Raw genomic sequence first — 24,668 nt, forward strand, 5'->3', positions numbered from 1 at the left:
GCCGAGCGAACGGTCGACGGACTATGGGATGCTGTCGGAGCCGTCCTCCCGCTCTTCAAACCCGACGAGTGCGCCAACTACTTCGCCGCCGCCGGCTATGAACCGGATTAAGCCGGATGCGCTCTAGGTTGCCCGGTCTCAGTATCAGGTGCGGCCCAACCGACCAACAACATGCCAGCCAGAACTTGTTCATGTGCTCGCTTGGATATTGTGTTGGTGGTCGCGATGCGCATGAGCGCACCCTTCAATTTTCTGTATAGGGCTGGTGGCGGAATTTTTGCAGCCCAAAACAATCCTGCCCAAGCCGCATCTCTATCGTCTCCGCTATCACTTCGTAAGACTGGCGAAAGATTCGTCTCCGTCCATTCGAGAGCAACGAAGTTTAACCACACGAGGTTGTGGCAGAATATGACAAGGGCGTGGCACCTCGGCTCGCCCCCCAAGGCAAGAAGAGCATTGGCGTGTTTCAGCCAGTTTTCCGGCAGCCCTTGCCCTTTGCCCACCCCGTTCGTCGATGGAGTATTGAAGAGGGCCTGTGCGATCTTTCCAGTGGGCGCATTTAGCGCCTCGGTTGCCCAATCGTGATCGCCAGTTCCCCGGATAATCGCAGAATTGCCGGAGGTAGGGTCGGCACGAATGATATCCGCAATTCTACCAACGACCTCGAAGAATAATGTCTCATCGCGCTGCGAAAGAGCCGTGGACACGTTTACGGCCCACTCTGACAAGGGGTAGATCAGCCCTGAAACGTCCTTCAGCGGATAAGATAGAAGTCGTCTGGCAGTAAGCAGCACGAACCTCGAGCTATCACTCTTGCGAGTCTCCGCCGTGAGGAATGTGCGCCACGCCCATTCAGGGTATTCCCCATTCTTTGCAGCGAGATGCAAGGCTGCCAGTGCTCTAACGGGCTTTTCTTCCACTAATCCGGAGAAAGGCGACCTTTCCACAAACTCTTCGCTCCGCCCGCTGAGCTCTTTAGCCTTTGCCAAGATGGCGGACAGAGGAACTGAGACCAAGCCGGACGTGTCTTTTTCTGTTCGAACCCAGCCAACTCGGCCCTCTAATGATGCAGCTGCCGACGCGGAGTATTCAGGTTTCCACTTGGGAGCGCGACGTTGAAGTTCCTCACTAAGCTTCGCCAGATCAACCCTAAGACTGCAACCTTGGTCTTCTAGCCAATGTACCCGATTGAGGACGGCGAATGCCGACCTTTCTATAAATTTCCGTTCCTCTTCATCCTTCCAGCGATCAGGTCCGGCAACGATTCTTTCCTCAATGCGCTGCTGTACCGTTTCGCTAAGTTCATTCCACCGACGTTTCAGTGACAGAAGCAAGTCCCGTTGGTCACGAGAGCCCCAGAACGCCTCATCGGGCAGAAGTCCGGCCTGTCGTAAAAAATCGTCCACAGGAACTAGCGTATTGTTCCCCATCGCCCATATTCGCAGACGATTGAAAACCGGATCGTCTGAACCCCACGCGCTGACTTCAAATTTGGCTGCTTGAGGATTGATTTCCGCTAACCGCTGCAAGAGAGCGGCATACTCGATTATATGAGAGCCAAGTCCGTGGTTGCGCTCGTATTGATCGTCGCCAACGTTGTCGTCCGCCACGATGGGGCAAATAGCCATCAAGCCGTAGCCCCCGATTTCCTTTTCCAGAAGAACTGCCACCTCTAGATTCCGGCTCAGGGCCCTTACCGTTTGTGCTAACCACTCGTCCGGAATTTCGATTTGCACGTGCTTTTCTGGATATTTTACATCCATCTGCGCAAGATCACCGACCTGCAAATCGGCCCCCGAACTCGGCGGCTTTGGTCCTCCCCAATAGTTACTTTGGGATTCGAAATACGGCTGTCGAATAGATGAGTACTGTCTAACTGCGGCGGAATCCCATCCGTCCTTCGTTATCTGCGCCTCGAGTTCAAAGATATCTCGATGAAATTCGCCCCGATATGAATCCCAACTTTCGAAAAGATACCTCCAGGCCTTACGGATTTCCGGCTTCGAAGGTTGCGAAGCACTTTCCAACTGGCTCCTGATGCGGTCCCGTATGTCGGGATGAAGCGCAAATTGATGCGCCGCCCACCAAACGCTAGCGGCTTGGTTAGACACTCGCGTCAACCAATGGCTCAACACGGAAATGCGGGGCACCAATCGCGGTGCGTTTCTCGACCAGTGTCCACGCAGCGCCGGAAAATTATCGTCTCTGAGCGCCTGACGATCTATGCGGTTTAGTGCGAATGCATCCCACGAACCACTTGGCACTTCTCGTCTTACGTTGTGCTCGTCGGGCTCGGGCTTGTCCGGAACAGAGTCGGAGTCCAACCCGTAAAGGTCGAAAGGATCGACGTATTCGCCCTTCTCTACAAAAGTTCCCAAATGCCCCGGTCTTGCATAGCGGCGATATGGATCAAAAACGCAAAGCCATTCCGCAGGAGGCGGGATTTCCTCTTCTGCAAAGCGTTTCGCACCTTCGTATGATGACACGACGTGTGCCACCTGCCCGCGCTCATGCGGAGCTAGAGCCTCAGGCCCTTGTTGCGACATGCGAATAACGTCTCGATGCCAGCCATCCACATCTCTGGCTCTTGCAGACCAAGCTTCCAATGTCCGCCAAAGCGCTGCATGACCATCAGAGTCATCGTAGGCGATAGCCTCCACTCCTTTGTGGCGCCATCGCGCCGCCGCGTCGGCCTCACCACCGGACTGTAAAGCGTACACATAATCCAGCCGACCGGGAACTTTGTTCAGTGCTTCAAGTAGATATTGGACAGGGGGATCGTCGGCTGCATAACCGACAAAAACGACCACAAACCGCGCCAAAATGGATCGGAAGAACTCCGTCGCCCATCCGTCCGCGAGGTAAGCTCGCCCGAATTCCGAACTCGAGAGAACGAAGCCGTCACCCTCGGCGCCATCGTATGCTTCGGTGGCACGACCGTGGAGATACACAATTCCGTTTAGCTCACCTGCTCGTCGCGGATCGGGAAGTCGCGGCGGCTGCCAAGTCTGAAGATTGCGGCCACATTCATCAAACAATCGGTCAAAGTTGGTTGTGACGAGGCGAACCACGCCGTCGGTACTTGTTGCTAAGTCCAGCAAGACGCGGTGGGCGCTTAAGTCACAGGGTCTGCGTGGCTTCAGCGCGGATGCTACTGCCGCCTCTATATCTCGGGCAACGAATTCACGTTCCAAGAAGCCAAAGACACGATCAGCGGATATCACTCCGGCCACACCAACACGGTCATCGATCTCGCGTGCCTCTTCCACCAGTCGGCACGCAGGGCTGTCTTTAGGCACGCCCAGTGAAGTGATTACCTCTTCCGCAAGGCCGAAGAAGTCAGGAAGCTGCGCTCTAGCCCTAGAAACCCCTGCACCACAAAAGAATACGACGCGCCCCTGATCGCGTGCCCAAAGCAACTCATCAGGGATTGATGGCCCGTCTTTTATGAACCTCACGTGCGCCCCCTTATGCGCGAAAATAATAGAACCCGACACGTAGGGGTCAGACTACAACATTTGTGAGTTGCGTCACCATGCAGCCTCACCTTGCGTCGGGGCGTGACGCTTGGGCGCAGGAGTCAAATGACCCTTTTGGCATGCGCAATGGCCCCTGCTTGGTCACCCGTGATGTCCGCTTTCAGGCATTGGTAAGGTGAACCTTGACGGCTGAGATGGGCGCAAACCCACCGTCGCCTTCCACAACCAAACACCCCAGCCACCACCTTCCCTCCCCGCCGGCTGATCTCTATATGTTCCGGCATGGCTTCCAGACCCCGCAAATCCCCCCGCCGCCCCGAGTCCTCTGACTCGGCGCCCGATGAACCGGCCTTCGATCCGTCCGCGCCGGCGCGGCGCGGGCCGTTGCAGGATTTTTCGGAGGCCTCGACGCGCGCCGACGATGCCGGCGAACGGCAGGGGTTCGGCGAGGCGCCGCAGGCGTCCTTCGACGCTGGCGAAGCCTATGCCGGCTCGATCTCCGGTTGGGCCGAGGAGATCGCCCGGGCGACCGAGACCACGGCGGAACGGGCGGCCGATGCCGGCGTCGATCCGGGCAAGGCAGCGGCTGCCAAGCCGAAGACCGCGCGCGGGCCCAAGGCGAAAGCCGAGCAGAAACCCGGCAAGACCTCCCGTGGCACCTCCATGGGCGGCACCTCCGACCCGAAGCAGCGCGCTGCCGCCGGGCTCAATCCTGTCGCCGGCATGGATGTCAGCCTGGAGGATGCCAAGTCGCTGCCCGAAGGCGGCGTCACCGCGACGGTCGAGGCGCTCACCAAGCTGATCTCCGAGGGCAACCCGCTGATCAAGAACGGCGAGGTCTGGCTGCCGCACCGGCCGGCCCGGCCGGACAAGTCGGAAGGCGGCGTGCCCTTCCGCATCGCCTCGGACTACACGCCCATGGGCGACCAGCCGACCGCCATCGCCGATCTCGTCTCGGGCATTGCCGATCACGACAAGACCCAGGTCCTCCTCGGCGTCACCGGTTCGGGCAAGACCTTCACAGTCGCCAACGTCATCGAGCGCACCCAGCGCCCGGCGCTGATCCTCGCGCCGAACAAGACGCTGGCGGCCCAGCTCTATGGCGAGTTCAAGTCCTTCTTCCCCGACAACGCCGTCGAGTATTTCGTCTCCTATTACGACTACTACCAGCCCGAGGCCTACGTCCCGCGCTCCGACACCTTCATCGAGAAGGAATCCTCGATCAACGAGCAGATCGACCGGATGCGCCACGCCGCCACCCGCGCTCTGCTCGAGCGCGACGACGTCATCATCGTCGCCTCGGTCTCCTGCATCTATGGTATTGGCTCGGTCGAAACCTACACGGCGATGACGTTTCAGATGAGCATCGGCGACCGGCTCGACCAGCGCCAGCTCCTCGCCGATCTCGTCGCCCAGCAATACAAGCGCCGCGACATGGATTTTCAGCGCGGCAGTTTCAGGGTCAGGGGCGACACGATCGAGATCTTCCCCGCCCACCTTGAGGATCGCGCCTGGCGCATCTCCCTCTTCGGCGACGAGATCGAGGCGATCCAGGAGTTCGATCCCCTCACCGGCTCCAAGACCGACGACCTGAAGTCGGTGAAGATCTACGCCAACTCGCACTACGTCACCCCCCGCCCGACCCTCAATCAGGCGGTCAAGCAGATCAAGGAAGAGCTCAAGCATCGCCTCGTCGAACTGGAAAAGGCCGGCCGCCTGCTCGAGGCCCAGCGGCTCGAACAGCGCACCCGCTTCGACATCGAGATGATCGAGGCCACCGGCTCTTGTGCCGGCATCGAGAACTATTCGCGCTATCTCACCGGCCGCCAGCCCGGCCACCCGCCGCCGACCTTGTTTGAATATCTCCCCGACAACGCGCTGGTCTTCATCGACGAGAGCCACGTCACCGTGCCGCAGATCGGCGCCATGTATCGCGGCGACTTCCGGCGCAAGGCGACGCTGGCCGAATACGGCTTTCGCCTGCCCTCCTGCATGGACAACCGGCCGCTGCGCTTCGAGGAATGGGACGCCATGCGCCCGCAGACCGTGGCGGTCTCGGCCACGCCCTCGACCTGGGAGCTCGAAGAATCCGGCGGCGTCTTCGCCGAACAGGTGATCCGCCCCACCGGCCTCACCGACCCGCCCGTCGAGGTGCGCCCCGCCCGCTCGCAGGTCGACGACCTCCTCGGCGAGATCCGCGAGACCGTCGACAAGGGCTACCGCGTCCTCTGCACGGTCTTGACCAAGCGCATGGCCGAGGACCTCACCGAATATCTGCACGAGCAGGGCATTCGGGTCAGGTACATGCATTCCGACATCGACACGCTGGAGCGCATCGAGATCATCCGTGATCTGCGCCTCGGCGCCTTCGACGTGCTGGTCGGCATCAACCTGTTGCGCGAGGGCCTCGACATCCCCGAATGCGGCCTCGTCGCCATTCTCGACGCCGACAAGGAAGGGTTTTTGCGCTCCGAAACCTCCCTCGTGCAGACGATCGGCCGCGCCGCACGCAATGTCGACGGCAAGGTCATCCTCTATGCCGACCAGGTCACCGGCTCGATGGAACGGGCGATGGCCGAGACCACCCGCCGCCGCGAAAAGCAGGAGGCCTACAACGCCGAACACGGCATCACGCCGGCGAGCGTCAAGGCCAAGATCGCCGACATTCTCGACAGCTACTACGAAAAGGACCACGTCCGCGTCGACGTCGGGCCGAACGCCAGGGAAGGCGAGCTCGTCGGCAACAATCTGCGCGCCCATATCGAGCATCTGGAAAAGCAGATGCGCGAGGCGGCCGCCGACCTGGATTTCGAAAAAGCGGCCCGCCTTCGGGATGAGATCAAGAAACTCAATGCCAAGGAACTGGAATTCGGCGGCAACGTCTCCCTCGACGCCGTCGCCGACGCTGGCGCCTCAAAACTGAGCCCTCATCCTGAGGCGGCCGGAACGGCCCTCGAAGGACGAGGGCGCGGCGGAAACGGCGGCGGGACATCCCCTCGCCCTTCGAGGCGCGCTTCGCGCGCACCTCAGGATGAGGGGATGACTGACGCCGACCCCCTTGCCGACGCCGTCGCCATGGAGGAATCCGTCATGGGCCCCTCCACCGGCCGCACCAAGCACGGCAAGAAGGCCAAGCGCGACCGCGCCCCGCAAGGCGACGAACGCTTCGGCCCCCGCGGCGAGGTCCTCAAGGCCCCCGGCTCCGGCACAGTCGCTGCCCCCGCCTCGCTGTTCCGCAAGCCGTCCTTGGATGACATGGGCCCCGGCACAGACACGGCGGTCCCCGACCGCCCGTCCCTGTTCCGCAAGAACACCCTCGACGAAATGACCGTCGGCCGCACCGAAAAGCCCACCGGCAAGGCAAAACCAGAAAAGCCGGCGCCCTCAAAACAGCCGATCTCCCCCCCGGCGGGGGAGATGTCCGGCAGGACAGAGGGGGGCGCGCCGGGCTCGACGTCACAGGCAAGGGACGACTCCCCCGCCCCCATCCGCCGCGAACGCGTCGGCCGCGGCTCCTACGAGGACCCCGGCGACCAGAAGCGAAAGCGGCGGCCTTCGAAGACCGGGCGGCCGGGGCGGTAAGGCCGCAAACACGGGCGCCCCTCTCTCCCCCTTGTGGGAGAGAAAGCCATTCCAAGGCGTTGGGCCGAGCGAAGCGAGGTCCAAACCTTGAGAATGGCAAGAGAGGGGTCTCACCGCGTCAATCGCCGCTAACATCGACCCGTGACACCGCAACGAGGTCGCCGACGTCGGCAAAACCGGATCCGGTGAAACCCCTCTCTTGCGATTTCTATCACTTGGCTACGCCAAGACGATGAAGTCGCTTTCTCTCCCACAAGGGGGCAGGGGTATCGCATATGGAAATGCGCAAAGAACTGAGGGGCGAAAATCTGGAGCCATGGAACGCTTTCGCGGGGAAAAGGAAACTTTCTGCGAGTATCGATTTCGTCCAACGAGCGCCGAATTCGCCATATGCGATAGCCCTGCACAAGGGGGAGAGACGGCGCTCTCGCCCGACGTCATGCACACGCCTCCCAACCGGGCGCCCACCCCTCCGCTTCGTCATCCTCGGCCCGCAGCGTCGGGGATGACGAAGCGTTGGTGACGCGCCCCTTCCGAATACCACCCCCTCCGCCGCGAACGCATCGGCCGGGGCGCCTAACAACCCCGGCAACCAGAAGCGCAAGCGCCGCCCGACCAAGGCCGGCCGGCCGGCCGGGGCGGGGAGGTCGCAAGCACCGGCCAATAGTGTCGCTCCGGCCGAGGCCAAAAGACCCCAATTACCCGCGCATCCTCCGGAGTTTAAAATAGGCCGTCGCATCAAGCCAAAGACAGAGGCAACGGCAACGAAAGCAGCACTCCATCACCTTCATGATTTATCGAATATTGCCATCCTCGAGATACCACGTCGATCGGCGGAACTGAATTTTTTCCAAAGAGAACGATGAACCGCCATGCGTTCGTCGAGAAATATCTCTGCATTGCCCCGAAATATCCAGCGTTGCCGATACTCCTTCCGCTGAACATTTTGCACTTGAAAATCATTACCGACAGCACCCAGCCGATACAAATCAATGATTGCTGCTCTTATAAACTCTTGAGTGAGTATTTTTTTTGAGCGGCACTGGAGATTTTCGACTTCGCTCTGTAGAAAAGTTCTTCCAAGAAAAAATACGAATAAAAACCGAGAAAAAGCGACTCTATTGCTCTAGCTTCCTCGATTGTATATGTTGTAATCAATTCGTCAAAAACCTCTTCCCAGATACCATTTGAGTACGACAATGATGTCTCATCGAATGACGCCTGAGAAAACGATGTTGCCGCCGGCCTAAAATCGCGGGCTACTGACAGACGCCTCACAATATCTCTCGGGCGAAACAAAGAATTGTATAGTAAGAATTGTTTGATCGGTAAATCTCCGATTTTTTCTGGAAAATACACACTCCACACATCACCTTGAAGTGGCACTCCCATTTTCTCTTCGTATGAATTTCGTATCTTCCTTTCGACAATATCTAGAAGCGGATGAGCATCGCTATTCATACCCTCGTCCCAATTAATTCGAAAACCTAGGTCCTGCACATCCCGCGTGACCTCTTGACCAATTTCAGAAACAGAGTGCAAGACCTCAGAACGGACGGCCGAAATAAAGAAGAAACTTGAGCTGTACTCTGACAATTTTTGGTTGAAATTCGTCAAGGCGAATATAAGGTCCCGAACCATTCTACGATCTCGGTCGAACTGATCGGATTTATTGAAAAAAATTTCAAGCTCGTCGAATATTATATAGACCTTTTTTGGAATTCCAGGTATTGCGAGTAGCAATTCATCGAGATCATTGACGATGTCAGAAAATGAATTATACGTTCGATCGCCCTTACCCGCAACGCCTATGTTCAGAGATGCCGTGAGCTTCTCTAAATTTAGCTTAAGATCTATCGATCCGTTGACGGTAAACGGAAGTATCTTTGTGATTTTCTGCCACCAGGTATCCGATTCACTCGCAAATACACTCACATAGTTGGCGACTGATTCCGGTACATCGCCCTCATCATAAATACCCTTGACGAGAAACGCAATCGTCTTGTGAATGTATATCATCCAAAACTGCTTGAAATCTTGCTCAAAGGCAAGACTTCGAGAGTTATCCCTTTCAACAATTGAAAAGCCTGCGATTTTTGAAAGTCCGCTACGCTCTTCCTCCGTAATGTTCGACTTGAATAATACCATATGGGTTACGCAACGCGGATCAGAATCCAGCTGTTCTTTTATAAATCTCAGGAGCGCAGTCTTACCTGTTCCCTTGTTTCCGGCGACAAACACGGTCGATCCGCCCAGTATTTGTCCGATATCAAGAGCCGGAGGCATCACGAATGAATTGAAAAAGACACTTGATCCTATCTTGTTCTGCTTGATTATTTCATTTTTTGCATCAAGATCTCCAAACCGCATATCTGACAAATTGAATGTTTTCATCTCACTGCCTCTAAGGTGTCCTCGTAGCCTCCGTCATAGCGCCGCCCGGCATGTATGGCAATGTAAGGTGGTGCTGAACTTCTCTGCACGTAGGATACGCCTCGGAAGCCAAAGACGACGCGCACGCGTTGGGCGCTGCACCGCAACTCGGCAAAACCACGCTCTTGCGATTTTTATCATTTTGTCTCCCCTGAGGGAGAAAGAACGCTTCGTCCTTCCCCCGCCAATATCTCCCTCCCCATTGCCTACCAACCCCCTGATTCCCCTCACACTCCCCAAAAATCTTATCCCCACCCCCTCACCCTTCCCCCATACTCCCCCCATCGCCGGTCTACCCGACACCAGTCGACGGGAACCGGGCACGGGCGCTCGCCGGCAGCGTTCGCGGGCTGGCGACGCGGTCTTGGCGCTGTTCGCCCTTCCGGAGGGCGGGCGTCCCGGACCGCCTCCCGGTGCCGCTTCCTGAGCCTTTCGAAGGGTGCTCGCGTCATACGGCGCCGGTGCGGATCGGTCCGCTTGGGGTCGCCGCGCTGAAAAGGCGCGGCGGGTGAAGCGCCGGCCGGCGCCTGAACCCTTCGATCAGGTAGGCGACTGTCCCTTGGGAGGCAGACAAAAGCCGCGCAGCGCCCCCCAGAGGCGAGCCGGGCAGCCCTGGCAGTGTCCTACCCCGCCGCCATCATGTGATCGCAGTGGCGGATCTTCAGGCTGTAATAGCCGCGCTTCGTCTCGTCCGCCGTTGCCAGGGCGCGGTCGTAATAGGCGCGCGAGACGGGGTAGACGCCGGTCTTTTCCAGAAGCTCGGCATAGTGCGGATAGGCCGGCTCATAGTCCGGCACGCAGCGCAGGAGCTTCTGGATGGCGATGAAGGCCTTGGGCCATTCGTTGCGGTTGCGGTGATAAAGGGCGACGGCGAGAACGAAGGCGGCGCTGGCGTCGTCGATCTCGATCTGGACGCTTTCGTCGCCGATCAGGTTGATCATCGCATCGAGGCGTTCGGGGAAGCGTTCGACAGCGGGGTCGACCGGCGCCAGCGGCAGGGCGACCTCGGCGGAGGCGAAGGCCAGGGAATGGCCGAGGCGGTTTTCGATGTATCGCTTCGCATTGGGAAACCTGTCGGAGATCATCCCGACCGTGACGTAATGGCGATAGGCCTCTTCGAGCGGCATGTCGGGCCGGTGCAGATAGGTCGTGGCGTAGAACGCCCGGTCGAAGTGAAAGCCCTCGCGAAACGGCAGGCCCTTTTCCAGACCCCGCGTCATGAAATGCTCGATGCAGGTGGCCTTCGTCAGGCTGCGATCGGGCTTTGCGCCGGGCTTCGAAGAGGCCAGGAAACGACTGCCGTAATATCTCTCGTCGAAATAGGAGATGAACATCAGCGGCAGGGCGGGGAACATCTTCTTGATGCGAAGGATGTCGGTGTCTTTCCGGGTTTCCGCTTCCATCTGATCGTGGCCTTCCAGTGCACCGTGGCGAGCGCCGGGCGCCCGCATGACATTCTGCGCGGCTTATCATATGGCCCCATCGCCGGACAATGGATTTGCGCGTGCGGGGACTTTTCGCGTGCGGCGACCGCCATGCGCCAAGGGGGCGGCATGAGACGCCCGTGCCCACGGCCGGCAACGGTCCCCCGGCCCGCGACGGCGGCGGTGGTCGGCACGCTTGCCCTTGGCCTGGAAACTTGATTGTATCCGTTCCAGATCAAACGGAGACCGCCGCCATGTCTCGCATCATCCGAAATCTCGGGAAGTGGCGGCTTGGCCGCAACGACCTCGAGAACCACGTGCTCGACGCGTTCCTGTCGGGCCGGCTCGACCGTCGCTCCTTCCTGCGCCATGGCGCCTGCGTCGGGCTGTCGGTCGCGGCGATGGCCGCGGCCATGAAGGGCTTCGGCTTCGATCCGGTCACGAGCGCGCTCGCCCAGAACGGCAAGCCGGGCGGCACCATCCGCATCGCGCTGATCGCGCCCTCGGGCCTGATCGACCCGGTGACGGTCGCCGACCAGTACGGCCTGCTCGTCCTGCAACAGGTCGGCGACTTCCTGGTGCTCGACGGGCCGGACCTCGTGCTGAAGCCGATGCTCGCCACCGAATGGTCGCCCAACGAGGACGGCTCGGTCTGGACCTTCAAGCTGCGCGACGACGTTAAATTCCACGATGGGCGCAAGATGACGGCGGACGACGTCGTCGCCTCGATCGAGCGGCTCGCCGACCCGGACAACGGCTCGAACGCACTCTCCGCCTTCAAGGGCGTGTTGTCGAAGGGCGGCACGAAGAAAGTCGACGACCACACCGTCGCCTTCCATCTCGACGCGCCGAACGGCAACTTTCCCTATTATCTCTCCTCCGACAATTACAACGCCATCATCCTGCCGGCGGACTATTCCGGCAATTTCGAAGCCGAGATGAATGGGACCGGCCCCTTCAAGCTGGAAAAATACACGCCGAAGGTCGGCGCGACCTTCGTGAAGAACGCCGATTACTGGGGCGGCGCGCCGCTGCTCGATCGCGTCGAGCTGAGCTTCTACGACGACCAGCAGCCGCAGGTGCTCGCCCTTCTCGGCGGCCAGGTCGACGTCATCCAGCAGGTGACGGTGCAGGGCTCGCAGAGCCTGTTCAACAATCCGGCGGTGAAGATCATCCAGCTGCCGTCGAATGCCCATCGCGAGATCCACATGAAGTGCCAGTCCGGGCCCTTCGCCGACAAGCGGGTGCGCCAGGCCATGGCGCTGACCCTCGACCGGCCGCGTCTCGTCCAGGGCCTGTTCCGCGGCATGGGCGTCGTCGGCAACGACTCGCCCTTCGCGCCGATCTTCCCCTCCACCGACAAGACGGTCGAGCAGCGGGTGAAGGACATCGCAAAGGCCAAGCAGCTGATGGCGGATGCGGGAACGAGCGGCTTCGACGTCACCTTCACCACCATGCAGATTCAGGAACTTCCCGCGCTCGCCAGCCTGATCAAGAATGCGGCGGCCGAGATCGGCATCAACGTCAATCTCAAGATCGAGGATTCCGGCGCCTATTACGGCGATGCCGTCCCCGGCAAGTCGGACTGGCTGGATTCGGAATTCGGCATGACCGACTACGGCCATCGCGGCATTCCGAACGTCTTCCTCACCGCGCCCCTGAAGAGCGACGGCACCTGGAACGCGGCGAATTTCAAGAACGCCGAATACGACAAGCTGGTCACCGACTACGTCGCCGCCCTCGATCTCGACGCGCAAAAGGAGGTCGCCGGCAAGATCCAGCGGCTGCTGCTCGACGAAACGCCGATCATCTACCCGTATTTCTACGACTATCTGACCGCCACTTCGCCCAATGTGCAGGGCATTCAGCCGACGGCCATGGGGCAGATCTTCCTCGAAAAAGCGACCGTCGGCTGACGGCTGTGAAATCGCTCTTCGGGCGCTTCCTGCTGCGCCGTCTCGGCCTCAGCCTTCTGACATTGTGGCTGGTGAGCGTCGTCGTCTTTCTCGGCGCGCAGGTCCTGCCCGGCGATCCGGGCCGGGCCGTGCTCGGGCCGCTCGCCGATGCGCGGGCGGTCGCCGCGCTTAACAAGGAGCTCGGCGCCGACCGACCGCCGGTGGAGATCTACCTCTCCTGGGTCGGCGGCATGCTTGAGGGCGACATGGGCCAGTCCTACGCCTACCGGGCGCCGGTGGCGCCCTTCGTCGGCGAAGCGCTGCTGCGCTCCCTGAAGCTCGTCGGGGTGATCTTCATCATCGTCGTGCCGCTTGGCGTTGGGGCCGGCGTCGTCGCCGCGCTGAACGTCGGCAAGCCGATCGACCGGATCATCTCGGTGGCGAGCCTGTCCTTGACCGTGATCCCCGAATTCGTCTCGGCCATCGCACTGATCCTCGTCTTCGCAGTGATCCTCAGATGGCTGCCGCTTTCGGCAAGCTGGCCGGACGGTGCCGGGCCGCTCGTCCAGATCGAACATCTGATCCTGCCGGCGCTGCCGCTGGTGATCGTCCTTTTCGGCTATATCGCGCGGATGGCGCGCGCCGGCACGATCGAGGCACTGTCGTCAGATTACACCCGAACGGCGATCCTCAAGGGCCTGCCCTGGCGAACGGTGCTGATCCGCCATGTCCTGCGCAACGCGCTGGTGCCGACCATCGCCGTCATCGCCGCCCAGACCGGCTATGCGCTCGGCGGCCTCGTCGTCGTCGAGGCACTGTTTCGCTATCAGGGCATCGGCAATCTCGTCCTCAGCGCCGCCAAGGCGAAGGATTTCGCCATGCTGCAGGCCGGCATCCTGACGATCGGCGCCTTCTTCGTCATCGCGACACTGATCGCCGACTGCCTCACCGTGATGCTGAACCCACGCCTTCGCGCGGAGCTGGGCAAATGAGCGCCACGAGCGACGGCGCCGAAGCCGCGACGACCTCGCCGCCGGCACCCGCGCCGACGATGCGCAAGGAGCGTACGACCCTCGGCATCCTGATGCGCAGCCCGGCCTTTCTCATCGGCGCGGCGATCGTCCTGTTCTGGGCCTTCTGTGCGGCCTTCGCGCCCTACTTCGTGCCCTACGATCCGCTGGCCGACGATCTCCTCAATACGCTGGCGCCGCCTTCGGCCGCACACTGGTTCGGCACCGATCAGATCGGCCGCGACGTCTTCTCCCGCGTCCTCGTCGGCGCGCGGGACATTCTCACCATCGCCCCGCTCGCGACCCTTCTCGGCACGGTTCTCGGCACCATCGTCGGCCTCGTCATGGGCTATTTCGGCGGCTGGGTGGATGCGATCGTCGGCCGGCTGATCGAGGTGATGCTGTCGCTACCGCTGATCATCGTCGCCTTGATGGTGCTCGTCGCGCTCGGGCCCTCGACGCCCACCGTCGCGGTCGTCGTCGGCCTCGTCTTCACGCCGCTCGTCGCCCGCACGGTCAGGGCCGCCGTCCTCTCCGAGCGCCATCTCGACTATGTGCCTGCCGCCGCGGTGCGCGGCGAAGGCGCGCTGCATGTGATGTTCGTCGAGATCCTGCCGAATATCTGGCCGCCGATCATCGTCGAGACGACGGTGCGGCTCGGCTATGCGATCTTCACCATCGCCTCGCTCTCCTTCCTCGGCTTCGGCGTGCAGCCGCCCTCGCCCGACTGGGGCCTTGCGATCGCCGAGAATTACGGCGTTCTCGTCGGCGGCTTCTGGTGGACGGTGGTCCCCGCGACCGTCGCGACGGCCTCGCTGGTGGTGGGCGTCAATCTCGTCGCCGAGGGTTTGCAGAGGGCCGTTGCCGAATGACAGACCGCGCCCGCGACGCCTCGGCTCCGGCCCTTCATCTCGACGATCTCAGCGTCGCCTATACCGTGCGCGGCCGCGATCTGCCGGTTCTGTCGAATGTCGGCCTGACGATCGAGCGAGGCGAGGCCTATGGTCTCGTCGGCGAATCCGGCTCCGGCAAGTCGACCGTCGCGCTCGCGCTCCAGCGCGTCCTGCCGCCGAACGGGCGGATTTCCGGCGGACATGCCCGGGTCGCCGGCAAGGACGTGATGGAGCTCGGCACGGCGGCGCTGCGCAAGATGCGCGCCAACGACGTCGCCATGGTGTTCCAGGATCCCGGCAAGGCGCTCAACCCCTCACTCACCGTCGGCCGCCAGATGGCCGAGGTCTACGAGATCCTCGGCGCATCATCCGCCGAGGCGCGAAAACGCGGCGAGGCGATCCTCGGCCGGGTGCGCATCTCCGATCCCGGCCGCGTCATGGCGAGCTTTCCGCACCAGCTTTCGGGCGGCATGCAGCAGCGCGTCGTCATCGCCATGGCGCTGGCGAAAGACCCCGCCCTTCTCATCCTCGACGAGCCGACCACCGGCCTCGACGCGACGATCGAGGCGGAGGTGCTCGACCTCGTCGACACGCTGCGCCAGGAATTTGGCGCGGCCGTCCTGTTCATCAGCCACAATCTCGCGGCCGTCGCCTCGCTGTGCAATCGGGTGGGCGTGCTCTATGCCGGCAAGCTCGTCGAGGAAGGCCCGGCCCGGGCGCTGTTTGCCGATCCGCGCCACCCCTACACGGCCGGGCTCTTGCGCTGCCTGCCGCGTGCCGGCTTCAAGGGCGGGCCGGCGCTCGACAACATTCCCGGCTTTCCGCCGGTGCCGGGTTCGATCACGAAAGGCTGCGTCTTCGCCCCGCGATGCGGCCTTGCCGAGGATCGCTGCCGCTCCGAGGAACCGCCGCTCTACGACGTCGGCGAAGGGCGCGGTAGCCGCTGCCACTTCCACGACCGCATCGACGACCTGCCGCGCATGAGCGAGCCGCCGCCCGTCAACACGCCCGAGCGCGGCCCCGACGTCCAGCCGGTGCTGATGCTCGAACGCCTGTCGAAGACCTACGAGCTTCCCGGCAACCGCCAGGTCCAGGCGCTGCGCGACGTCTCGCTGACGCTCAACCCCGGCGAAACCCTCGGCCTCGTCGGCGAATCCGGCTCCGGCAAGTCAACCCTTGCCAATCTGATCCTCGGCCTTGCCGAGCATGATGAAGGCGGTGCCATCAGCCTCGACGGGACGCCGGTGGCGGCGAGCGTCCACGCTCGCCCACGTGAAGCGATCCAGGCCATCCAGATCATCTTCCAGAACCCGGATTCGGCGCTCAACCGCGCCCATACGGTCAAGCATCTGATCGGCCGGGCGGTAGAACGGCTCGCCGGCATCACGGGCGCGAAACGCAACACCCGCGTGACGCAGCTGCTCGAGGCCGTGCGCCTCACCCCGCGCCAGCTGCCGGCCAAGCCGCGCCAGCTCTCCGGCGGCATGAAGCAGCGTGTCGCGGTCGCCAGGGCGTTTGCCGCCGATCCGCGCGTCATCGTCTGCGACGAGCCAACTTCGGCCCTCGACGTCTCGGTGCAGTCGGCGATCCTCAATCTTCTCTCCGAGCTGCAGGCCGAGCGGCAGGTGAGCTACATCCTGATCTCCCACGATCTCGGCGTCGTGCGGCATCTGTCGGACCGCATCGCGGTGATGTATCTCGGCCGGCTGATGGAGATCGGCCCGGCGAAGAGCGTCCTTACGGGCCCGCACCACCCCTATACCGAGGCCCTGCTCTCGGCCGCGCCGACGGTCACCGGCGAGCGCGGCACGCGCATCCGGCTCGAAGGCCAGATCCCGAGCCCGGTCAATCCGCCGTCCGGCTGCGTCTTCCACACGCGCTGCCCGCGGAAATTCGGCCCGATCTGCGAAACCGAGGAGCCGGGCTTTTCCGCCGACACCGAGGGCCACGCCATCCGCTGCCATCTCGACCGCAGCGAGATGGGGCGCGGACGGGAGATGAAGGGTGTCGAAATCGTCGAGGCGAATGGTTGAGGAGGCGCGGCGGTGGGAACCGCTGTGGTTGCGCCGTCAAGTGCGAAGGCTCGGCGCCGAGGCGCCCCCCTCTGCCCTGCCGGGCATCTCCCCCACAAGGGGGGAGATCGCTTGGAACCTCTGCCTGTCCCACCTTGCAACGCTTTAGCCTTGCAGATCCGGTGAAAGAAACGCGATCGACTGCAAAGCCTCCGATCTCCCCCCTTGGGGGGGAGATGCCGGCAGGCAGAGGGGGGTAACCGGGCGCGACGTCAAACCAAAGTCGGATATCCCGCCGCAACCGCCTCCTCTTCAAGACCGAGCACGACCGCGTAGTCCTGCGCCGAAACCGGCTCTATCCCCCGCAAACCCAGCTCTTCCACCGCCCCGCCAAGGCCCGGATCGGCAATCGCATCGAACACCGCCTCACGCAGCAATGCGATCTCATCCGGCGTTGCGCCGGCGCGGGTGACGAACGGCAAGGCCGGGCTCTTGGCAGTCTCACCGATCACCCGGACGGCTTCGACGAGCTCCGGCCGGTGCCGCGCGATCAGAGCGAAGGTGACGCAATCGATCGCTGCGATATCCGCTTTCCCTCGAGCGACGTGGTCGAGGCTCGCAAGATGGCTGCCGGTCGTGACGACGTGTGAGAAGAACCGCCCGCCGCCGGCAAGCTTCGCAACCGCGTGGCGGAACAGATTCATGCCGGAATTGGAGTCCGGCCCGTTGATCGCCGCGCGCCTGCCGCGAAGGTCGGCAAGGGTCTCGACGGGCGATCCGGCGGCGACGACGATGAAGCTGCAATGGCGAGCACCCTCGCAGCCGGGCCAAGCGTAGACCGGCGCGGCAAACGGCGTGACGGTGCCCTGCAAGGCCGTCATCAGCGGATAACCGCAGGTCTGGGCGAAAAGCAGCGCCGGGTCGCGCCAGATTTCCAGGAGCGGCCGGTGCCGATCGAGCCGGTCGGGAACGTCGATCGTTCCAGCGGCCGCGAGCCGCGCGGCAATCTGTTCCCAAAGCGCGTCATTCGCCCGATTCAGCCATGGCATGTCGTACATTCCAAGGCTGGCGACGGGGCTGGCGATGCGGGGCACGGCGTATCCCTCCAGAAATGCTCAGGCCGCCGCCTCGCCGCCATCCACCTTGTCCGGTGCACGTCCGAGCGGATGCGGCGGCCGGTCATGCGGGGCGAGCAGGAACCGCCGGAAGACCTCGCCATAGCCTTCGTAGAGGAGGCCGCCATTGCCGCCAAGCAGCGCCCCGCGGTTCTCGCGATACCAGCTTGGCAGGCAATACCACGGAAGCGTCGGATGGGCATGATGGGCAGCATGGAGGTTGTTGTTGAGGAAGAGCAGCGCCAGGATCGGCGAGCCCTCGACGATCGCCGTGCGCTTCGACACCGCCCCGTCCGCCTTGTGCTCGGCAAAGGAGCGCACGAGCTGCAGCGCGGTGCCCGGATAGACGAAGATCAGGAGATAGGCGAGCGGCGAGAGCCCGCAGACGCTCCACAGCCAGGCGAGGATCACCGCGACGCCGACGAGATGGCGCGCCCAGATCGCCGCAACGACGCGGTCGCCGGCCCGCATCGCCCGAAACTCGGTGAACAGGAAGCGCGAGATCGACCAGAGAGGGCCGATGACCAGCCGGCCGGCGAGGCAGGTCTGCGCCTCGACCAGACCGCGAGCGAGGGGGCTCAGCCTCGCCCAGTCCTCGTCGGACCAGTAGTAGGATTCGGGATCGTCGAGCGGGTCGGTCAGCCGATCGTCGCGATGGTGGCACAGATGCAGCGTCCGGTAGCGCTCGAACGGCACGAAAAGCGACAGCGGCACGAAGCCGAGCGCGCGATTGACTCTTCGCCAGCGTGTCGGATGGCCGTGAATGATCTCATGCTGCAGCGAGCCGTGCCAGGCGATCGTCCAGGCCGCGGCAGGTACGAGCAGCCACAGGGGAATGAGATGGTGGAAAAAGCCGAGGAGCCCCCAGCCGGCGTAGATCGTGATTGCCAAGAGGGCCGTCGGCCATTCGAGGGCCTGGCCGTGCCGAAAGGGCTTTGCTGAGATTCGAGGCGCTGTCGTCATGCGCCCATGATTCGGGCAAAACAGTTGCGCATACAATCACGCACTTCACCAAGCCGTGATGACAGTTGTCGCTGTTTGCCTAGGAGTTATGATTTTTATCAACAGCCGGGAGAAGAATCCCGCTAAATAGTCAGCCGCCTATTCATACGATCTCACCGCTCCTGTCCCGAGCGCCGAACGACCACGTCCCGATCGCACAGCCGCCCCCGCTCCCGACGTTCACGTCCCTGCCCGCTCCAGCGCAAGCGCCTCTTCCAGCGACATGCGGCCCGCCGCATAGCGAACCATGTCCTCGTGCGAGCGTTCGCCGGCGATCGCCGCCGCGACGCCGTCGCCGATCAGCGGGCCGAGCTTGAAGCCGTGGCCGGAACAGGCGCTGACGACCCAGGCCCTGGAGCCCAAGGGCCTCACCTGAAACTCTTCGCTGGCGTCGCGGGTGGTGGTGTAGAAGCAGATCTTTCGCTCCAGCACCCGGTAGCGATCGAAGTCCTTGTAGGCGAGCCGCGCCGCGCGGTTCAGCCGGGCGAGATCGGCCTCGGTGGCGATGCGGTCGCCATCGGCGTCGCCCTGGCGCGTAAAGACGTGATCGCCGATCTTCAGCCGCGTGCCGTTCTTCGGCGGCAGCGTGTAGGTGCCACTGTCGGTGCCGAGATCGATCATCACCGGAGCCTTGCTCCAGGCGTCGACCATGTCGGTCGGTGCGCTGATATACATCAGCGCCTGGCGCGAGGGCACGACCACGTCCTCGACCAGCGACGTCAGCTTGTTGACCCAGGCTCCGGCGGCGATGACGATCCTGTCGGCGCGATGGGTCTGTCCGTTGGCGACGAGCGTGCCGGCCTCGGGGTCGATGTCGCTGACCCTTGCGTCGGAATGGAACACGACACCCTGATTCCCGAGCCAGACGGTGAGATCGGTGAGGATGCGGATCGGAAAGAGCATGCCGCCCTCCTCCGTCTCGACCACCCGTGTCAGACCGTCCGTCTCGATCATCGGGAAGCGGTCCGGCACCTCGGCGAGCGGAATGTCGAAGAAGCGCTTGCCCATGGCCGTCATCGTCCGCGAGACCGGCTCGTACCAGTCGACGTCGTCGCGCATGAAGTAGACGACGCTGCCCGGCAGGAAGTGCCGCGCGCCGATATCGGCAAACAGTTCGTCATAGAGCGCGAAGGCGCGCGGCATCAGATAGCCGTAGCCCTCGAGCGTGCCATAGGCATGGCGGGTGATGCGGTGCTCGTCATAGGAGGAGGCGCGGGGATTGGGGATCGCCCCCTGCTCGAAGACCTCGACGGAAAAGCCCCGGCGCGTCAGCGCCCAGGCAGTGGACAGACCGGCAATGCCGGCGCCGACGACGAAGATCTTGCCGCGGGATTGTGACATGGGATCAGAGGCTTTCTGCAAGAGGCTTCTGGGCCGATGGGTGCCAGTTCTCAATGGCATTTTAGCTGGCAAACGCCGAATGTTGAAAGCGCGTCTTCATCCAACGCGTCGTCATTCTCGGGCCCCGTCCCGAGAATCTAGAGATCGTCGGGCGCTCTCCGTCTCCGCTGCAAAGGCGGGCGTTGCCGGCGCAGCGGCGGCCGCCCCTGGATTCTCGGGACGGGGCCCGAGAATGACGATGGTGGCGTCGCCGCGGCCCTGCCGGAGCGGTTTGCGAAAGACAAGGGCGCTTGATCACGCCGGGTTTTCCATCCGCTCCAGTCGCTCGTGCGGCAACGTCGCCGGGCTCGGCGAAGTCCCGCATCAACGCGCCGCCACCCTTGCTTCCACCGCCCCCGGCGCCAGCCAGCCGAGATGCTCGCGCCAGTCGGGCCTCAGCCCCTCGAAACGCGACAGCGACAGCTTCGACAGGTCGGCGAAGCTGCAGGCGCCGTCGATGACGAGATCGCGGATCGCGTGGCCCGTCGCCGGGGACAGGCCGAAGCCGACGCTGGACATGGTGGCGACGGTGACGTTGTCGGGCGAGGCCAGCCGTTCGATCACCGGCCGGCCATCGGGCGTGTTCTCGATGACGCCGGACCAGGAGCGGATCACCCGGGCATGGGCGGCTTTGGGCAACAGCTCGGCGACGCGCTTCGCCAGATTGCGTGTGACCGAGCCCGAGGGCTTCGGCGGCGCCTCTTCGAGCCCGACGTCGTCGAACCATTCATGCGGGCCGCCGCCATAGGCGAGATTGCCGCGCAGGGTCTGGCGGCCATAAAGGCCGTTGCCGTCGACACCGGTGAAGGGCATCATTTCCAGAGGCTCTGTGACGATCATCTCGGCCCGCGCCGCCGCCATCGGCAGGTCGATGCCTAGCATGGCGAGGAGCTTGCCGGTCTGCGGGCCCGCCGCGACGACGAGCGCATCGCAGCCGATCGTGCATCGCGCGGTCTCGACACCCGTCACCCTTCCGCCTGAGGTGACAAGACCCGTGACGGCGGTGTGCTGCATGATTTTCGCGCCGAGATCCTGCGCGGCCCAGGCATAGGCCTGCGAGGTCCGCTGCGGATTGGCATGGCCGCCGAAATGAAAGCGCACACCCGAGACGACGTTGTCGCCGGCGAGCGGAACGAGCCCGCGAACCTGTCTCGGCTCCAGCACCTCCCAGTCATAGCCCTTGGGAAGCCGCAGGCCGAGGCCCTCGTGGAAACGCTCCTTGCGCGGATCGACCTGGAAGATGACGCGGCCGCGCTGATATTCGGTCGGATAGCCGAGAAGCTCGTCCATCTGCGGCCACAGCCGCTGCTCCTCGTGAAACAGCGGGCTTTGATAATGGGTGCAGCCGCCGCCATTGCGGCCCGACGCCTCGAAGCCGACGATGCCCTTTTCGATCACCGTCACGGCAACGCCGGAGCGCGCCAGCCACCAGGCGGCGGAAAGCCCGGTCACGCCGCCGCCGACGATGACGACCGATGTGCCCTTGTCGCTCATGGGTGTCTCCTCACAGCATCGGCCGAAAATCCGAAAGGATTTTTGCAAAGCACGATGCGTCGCTTCAATAGGGCATGCCGGCGCGAAGCTGCTCGGCCTCGCGTTCGGTGCCGATGTCTTCGTAGCCGATCCACTGGGTGGCTATGCCGAACCAGACGTTCCAGCCGGCATCCATGTCGGCGCCCTCCTCCCAGTCCGCCAGTACCGACAAAGGCAGCGGCCGCACCGGCGCGCGGTAGCCGGCAAGCGGCACGCTTTCGGCCGGGACCCCCGCCCCGATCGCCATCATCAGCGCCACCTGCTCGCGGCAGCGCCGCGCCTGGCACTGGCCCATGCAGGCCCGGGTCAGCCGCTTGATCTGATCCTGATTGACCGGCCCCTCTTCTGCCAATGTCGCAAGATCGCGCCGGCCGGGAGCATTCGAACGCCAGTCGAGATAGCGCGGCGGCCTGACGCCAAGGAGATCGCCGCGGGTCACGCCCTCGCAGATGCAGGCAAGGACGTCGTCGCCGCCCGTCGCGAGCATCGCGCGGGCCCAATCGAGCTGATAGGCAAGCCCGGCGGGCTGCTTGAGCGCGGCGTCCTGCGTCACTGTTTCGTCGGCGCCTGTCGCGCTGACCGCCTTGCCGAGCGAGGCGAGCGCCGCGCGCCCTGCCCGTCGTCCGGCCGCCTCGGCGCCGCTTCCAAGGCCGGCGCAATCGCCCGCGACGAAGATCTCGCCAAGCGACGTCGCGCCGTCCTCCCCGACCACCGGCACGTGGCCGCCGCGATCCGGGGCCATCTCGCGCTTCGCGCCGAGGACGTCGAGAAGTTCGATGACCGGCACGCTTCCAACCGCCATGACGACGGTATCGCAGGCGATCTCGCGGCGGTGATCGGCGTCGTCACGATCGGCGACGACGAGACCGGTGACGCCCTCGGCATTGCCATGGGCGGCCAGCGGGACGTGGCCTGTGACGATCTCGACGCCCCTCGCCTCGAGCGCCGCGACCGCATCGGCCGGCCCCTGCGGCTCATCGCGGACTTCGATCAGCGCCGCCACCTCAAGGCCCCGCTCCAGCGCCGATTGCGCCGTCTGGGTGGCAAGAGCGCCCGAGCCGACGATGACCAGCCGCCGGCCGGCGAAGGCGTCGTAGCGCGCGATCAGCGTGTGAAAGCCTTGCGCGCCCATCACGCCCGGCTGGTCCGAGCCGGCAAAGGTGAAGTTGAGATCCCGGGCCCCGGTGGCGATGACCAGCCTGTCGAAGCCGACGAGCCAGCTTTTCCTCTCGTCCGCCAGACCGGCGACGCCGCTCGCAAGGCCGCAAAGGCCGGGCGCATTGACCCATGCGCCCCACACGCTCGTCGAAAGCCGTATGTCGACGCCGAGTTCCAGAGCCTCCGCCAGCGCGGGGCTCGTCTCCAAAGCCTGTTCGACCAGACGTTCAGGCGTCTGCACGGCGTTGGTCGCGCGCCCGCCGAAATAGAACGGAACGTCCATCCCCACGAGCCCCGCCGAGACCGGATTCTCGTCGACCAGCACCACCGAGGCGCCGGCTTTCGCAGCCTCGATCGCCGCCGCGCAACCGGCGGCGCCGGCACCGACGACGAGGATTTCGGCGCGCTCCTCGACGGCGACGGTCTTGCCCCTGAGCGAGAAGCGATCGGGGGGCGGAAGCGTGACTGCGGTCATCGGATTGCGTCCAGGGCCTGAGCGAGATCGGCGATGAGATCGTCCGGATGTTCGATCCCGACGGAGATGCGAAGCGAGGAATCGGTGACGCCGACCTCGCGGCGGATTTCGGCCGGCACCAGATAATGCGTGGTCGAGGCCGAATGGCAAATCAGGCTTTCCGTGCCCCCGAGGCTGACCGCCATGCGGAAGACCTTCAAGCGGTCGAGCATCGCGAAGGCTTCAGCCTCGCCGCCCTTGATGGAGAAGGAGAAGGTCGATCCCGCCCCGCCGCATTGCCGATCGTAGACCGCCTTTGCCGGCGAGCCCTCGTCGAGAAAGCCGAGATAGGTGACGCTCTCGACCTTTGGATGATCCCGCAGAAAGGCGGCGATCGCGCCGGCATTGGCATTGGCCCGGCCGTTGCGAAGCGGATAGGTCTCCAGCGAGCGCAGCAACAGCCAGCTCGTGAACGGGTCCATATGCGTGCCGAGAAGCGTGCGCAGCATGCGCACCGGGCCGACCCGCTCGAGCGATCCGGTGAGACAGCCGCCGAGAAGGTCGCTGTGCCCGGCGGCATATTTGGTCAGCGACGTGATGCACAGATCGGCGCCGTGCTTCAGCGGCTGTTGCAGCAGCGAGCCGAGAAAGGTGTTGTCGACCGAGATGACCGGGCGCTTCTCCTGCCGCCTTGCCAGCTCGTCGGCAAATTCCGCGATCATCTCGATGTCCGCGATGCCGGCCGTCGGATTGGCGGGGGACTCCACATGGATGAGAGCAATCGGCCCGTGCTGGCGCGCGACCTCCGCCGCCTTCGCGACGCTCTCTTCGCTGAGGCCGTCGGCGATCGGCACCGCCTTGATGCCGAGCCCGGCGAGCGGTCCGTAAAGGAGGCCGTGCGTCCCGCCATAGAGCGGCGTCGTATGGATGACGCTGTCGCCGGGTTTGAGATGAGCGAGCATCGTCGCCGAGATCGCCGCCATGCCCGAAGCGAAGGCCGCCGCATCCTCGGCACCGTCGAGGACGGCGAGCCGCTTTTGCAGCAGCGACAATCCCGGATGGTCGAGCCGGGCATAGATGTAGGGCGCGTCGCGCTCCGGAGACGGACCGTCGAAATAGGCTTCGTGCACGGCCTTGGCGGCCGCCGCCGAGGGATAGGCGAAGGTCGAGGAGAGGACGATCGGCGGCTTCACCGCGCCATAGGCGGTCTCGGGATCGTAGCCGAAGCCGACAGCCAGCGTATCGGGATGGAGATCGCTGCCGGGGGCCGACCCCGGTCTTTCCGGCCGTTTCACGCC

At 63.5% G+C, this 24,668-nt stretch carries 14 protein-coding genes and 1 pseudogene; 6 read left to right on the forward strand and 9 right to left on the reverse strand.

The annotated features are described in order from the left end of the window. A pseudogene (locus J6595_RS17530) lies at nt 1-111 on the forward strand (IS630 family transposase); the annotation flags it as partial. Here J6595_RS17530 and J6595_RS17535 read toward each other — a convergent pair. Then, nucleotides 108-3,458, reverse strand: a complete 3,351-nt coding sequence (locus J6595_RS17535) for an SIR2 family protein (protein WP_209596138.1) — start codon at nt 3,456-3,458, stop codon at nt 108-110. The pseudogene J6595_RS17530 and the gene J6595_RS17535 sit on opposite strands and share 4 nt — an antisense overlap. 303 nt (nt 3,459-3,761) lie before the next feature. Here J6595_RS17535 and uvrB point away from each other — a divergent pair, with 303 nt between their 5' ends. After that, nucleotides 3,762-7,061, forward strand: a complete 3,300-nt coding sequence (uvrB, locus tag J6595_RS17540; protein ID WP_209596140.1) for an excinuclease ABC subunit UvrB — start codon at nt 3,762-3,764, stop codon at nt 7,059-7,061. 1,005 nt (nt 7,062-8,066) lie between these two features. Here uvrB and J6595_RS17545 read toward each other — a convergent pair. Together J6595_RS17545 and J6595_RS17550 are read right to left on the reverse strand one after the other, a co-directional pair. Then, on the reverse strand, nt 8,067-9,455 hold the full coding sequence (locus J6595_RS17545; RefSeq protein ID WP_209596142.1) for a P-loop ATPase, Sll1717 family: 1,389 nt from the start codon (nt 9,453-9,455) through the stop codon (nt 8,067-8,069). Between the two features lie 662 nt (nt 9,456-10,117). Further along, on the reverse strand, nt 10,118-10,897 hold the full coding sequence (locus tag J6595_RS17550) for a tetratricopeptide repeat protein (protein WP_209596144.1): 780 nt from the start codon (nt 10,895-10,897) through the stop codon (nt 10,118-10,120). A 275-nt stretch (nt 10,898-11,172) separates the two neighbouring features. Between J6595_RS17550 and J6595_RS17555 the strand changes: the two genes are divergently transcribed. From J6595_RS17555 to J6595_RS17570, 4 genes are read left to right on the forward strand one after another with little or no spacing between them, the layout of a single operon-like run. Continuing rightward, a complete protein-coding gene (locus tag J6595_RS17555) occupies nt 11,173-12,834 on the forward strand; it encodes an ABC transporter substrate-binding protein (RefSeq protein WP_209596146.1) in 1,662 nt (553 codons plus the stop codon). Between the two features lie 5 nt (nt 12,835-12,839). Continuing rightward, complete coding sequence (locus tag J6595_RS17560) at nt 12,840-13,805, forward strand: ABC transporter permease (RefSeq protein WP_342453241.1); 966 nt, start codon at nt 12,840-12,842, stop codon at nt 13,803-13,805. Beyond that, nucleotides 13,802-14,695, forward strand: coding sequence for an ABC transporter permease (locus tag J6595_RS17565; protein WP_425342168.1), 894 nt, complete (start codon nt 13,802-13,804; stop codon nt 14,693-14,695). Before J6595_RS17560 ends, J6595_RS17565 begins: the two co-directional genes overlap by 4 nt. Then, entirely contained in the window at nt 14,692-16,749 is a 2,058-nt protein-coding gene (locus tag J6595_RS17570; RefSeq protein ID WP_209596148.1) for an ABC transporter ATP-binding protein, read from the forward strand. The genes J6595_RS17565 and J6595_RS17570 overlap by 4 nt, the downstream gene beginning before the upstream one ends. 251 nt (nt 16,750-17,000) lie before the next feature. Here J6595_RS17570 and J6595_RS17575 read toward each other — a convergent pair whose 3' ends face one another. The 6 genes from J6595_RS17575 to J6595_RS17600 form a co-directional block, all read right to left on the reverse strand. Then, entirely contained in the window at nt 17,001-17,822 is an 822-nt protein-coding gene (locus J6595_RS17575; protein WP_209596150.1) for a phosphate/phosphite/phosphonate ABC transporter substrate-binding protein, read from the reverse strand. A gap of 21 nt (nt 17,823-17,843) precedes the next feature. After that, entirely contained in the window at nt 17,844-18,734 is an 891-nt protein-coding gene (locus J6595_RS17580; RefSeq protein WP_245198757.1) for a fatty acid desaturase, read from the reverse strand. 291 nt (nt 18,735-19,025) lie between these two features. Next, nucleotides 19,026-20,186 carry an NAD(P)/FAD-dependent oxidoreductase gene (locus J6595_RS17585; RefSeq protein ID WP_209596154.1) on the reverse strand — a complete coding sequence of 387 codons (1,161 nt, stop codon included), beginning with the start codon at nt 20,184-20,186 and terminating at the stop codon, nt 19,026-19,028. A gap of 363 nt (nt 20,187-20,549) precedes the next feature. Further along, nucleotides 20,550-21,719 (reverse strand): NAD(P)/FAD-dependent oxidoreductase, encoded by a 1,170-nt coding sequence (locus J6595_RS17590; protein WP_209596156.1) that lies wholly within the window; start codon nt 21,717-21,719, stop codon nt 20,550-20,552. Nucleotides 21,720-21,783: 64 nt separating this feature from the next. Continuing rightward, nucleotides 21,784-23,391, reverse strand: a complete 1,608-nt coding sequence (locus J6595_RS17595; RefSeq protein ID WP_209596158.1) for an FAD-dependent oxidoreductase — start codon at nt 23,389-23,391, stop codon at nt 21,784-21,786. After that, nucleotides 23,388-24,665 carry a cystathionine gamma-synthase family protein gene (locus tag J6595_RS17600; RefSeq protein ID WP_209596339.1) on the reverse strand — a complete coding sequence of 426 codons (1,278 nt, stop codon included), beginning with the start codon at nt 24,663-24,665 and terminating at the stop codon, nt 23,388-23,390. Before J6595_RS17600 ends, J6595_RS17595 begins: the two co-directional genes overlap by 4 nt. Nucleotides 24,666-24,668: the final 3 nt, after the last annotated feature.

Source organism: Jiella mangrovi (assembly GCF_017815135.1).
Lineage (GTDB): Bacteria > Pseudomonadota > Alphaproteobacteria > Rhizobiales > Rhizobiaceae > Jiella > Jiella mangrovi.

Coding starts and splice junctions, on each gene's coding strand:
- uvrB (WP_209596140.1), top strand. CDS start 3,762: ATGGCTTCCAGACCCCGCAAATCCCCCCGCCGCCCCGAGTCCTCTGAC.
- J6595_RS17545 (WP_209596142.1), bottom strand. CDS start 9,455: ATGAAAACATTCAATTTGTCAGATATGCGGTTTGGAGATCTTGATGCA.
- J6595_RS17550 (WP_209596144.1), bottom strand. CDS start 10,897: ATGGAAGCGGAAACCCGGAAAGACACCGACATCCTTCGCATCAAGAAG.
- J6595_RS17555 (WP_209596146.1), top strand. CDS start 11,173: ATGTCTCGCATCATCCGAAATCTCGGGAAGTGGCGGCTTGGCCGCAAC.
- J6595_RS17565 (WP_425342168.1), top strand. CDS start 13,802: ATGAGCGCCACGAGCGACGGCGCCGAAGCCGCGACGACCTCGCCGCCG.
- J6595_RS17570 (WP_209596148.1), top strand. CDS start 14,692: ATGACAGACCGCGCCCGCGACGCCTCGGCTCCGGCCCTTCATCTCGAC.
- J6595_RS17585 (WP_209596154.1), bottom strand. CDS start 20,186: ATGTCACAATCCCGCGGCAAGATCTTCGTCGTCGGCGCCGGCATTGCC.
- J6595_RS17590 (WP_209596156.1), bottom strand. CDS start 21,719: ATGAGCGACAAGGGCACATCGGTCGTCATCGTCGGCGGCGGCGTGACC.
- J6595_RS17595 (WP_209596158.1), bottom strand. CDS start 23,391: ATGACCGCAGTCACGCTTCCGCCCCCCGATCGCTTCTCGCTCAGGGGC.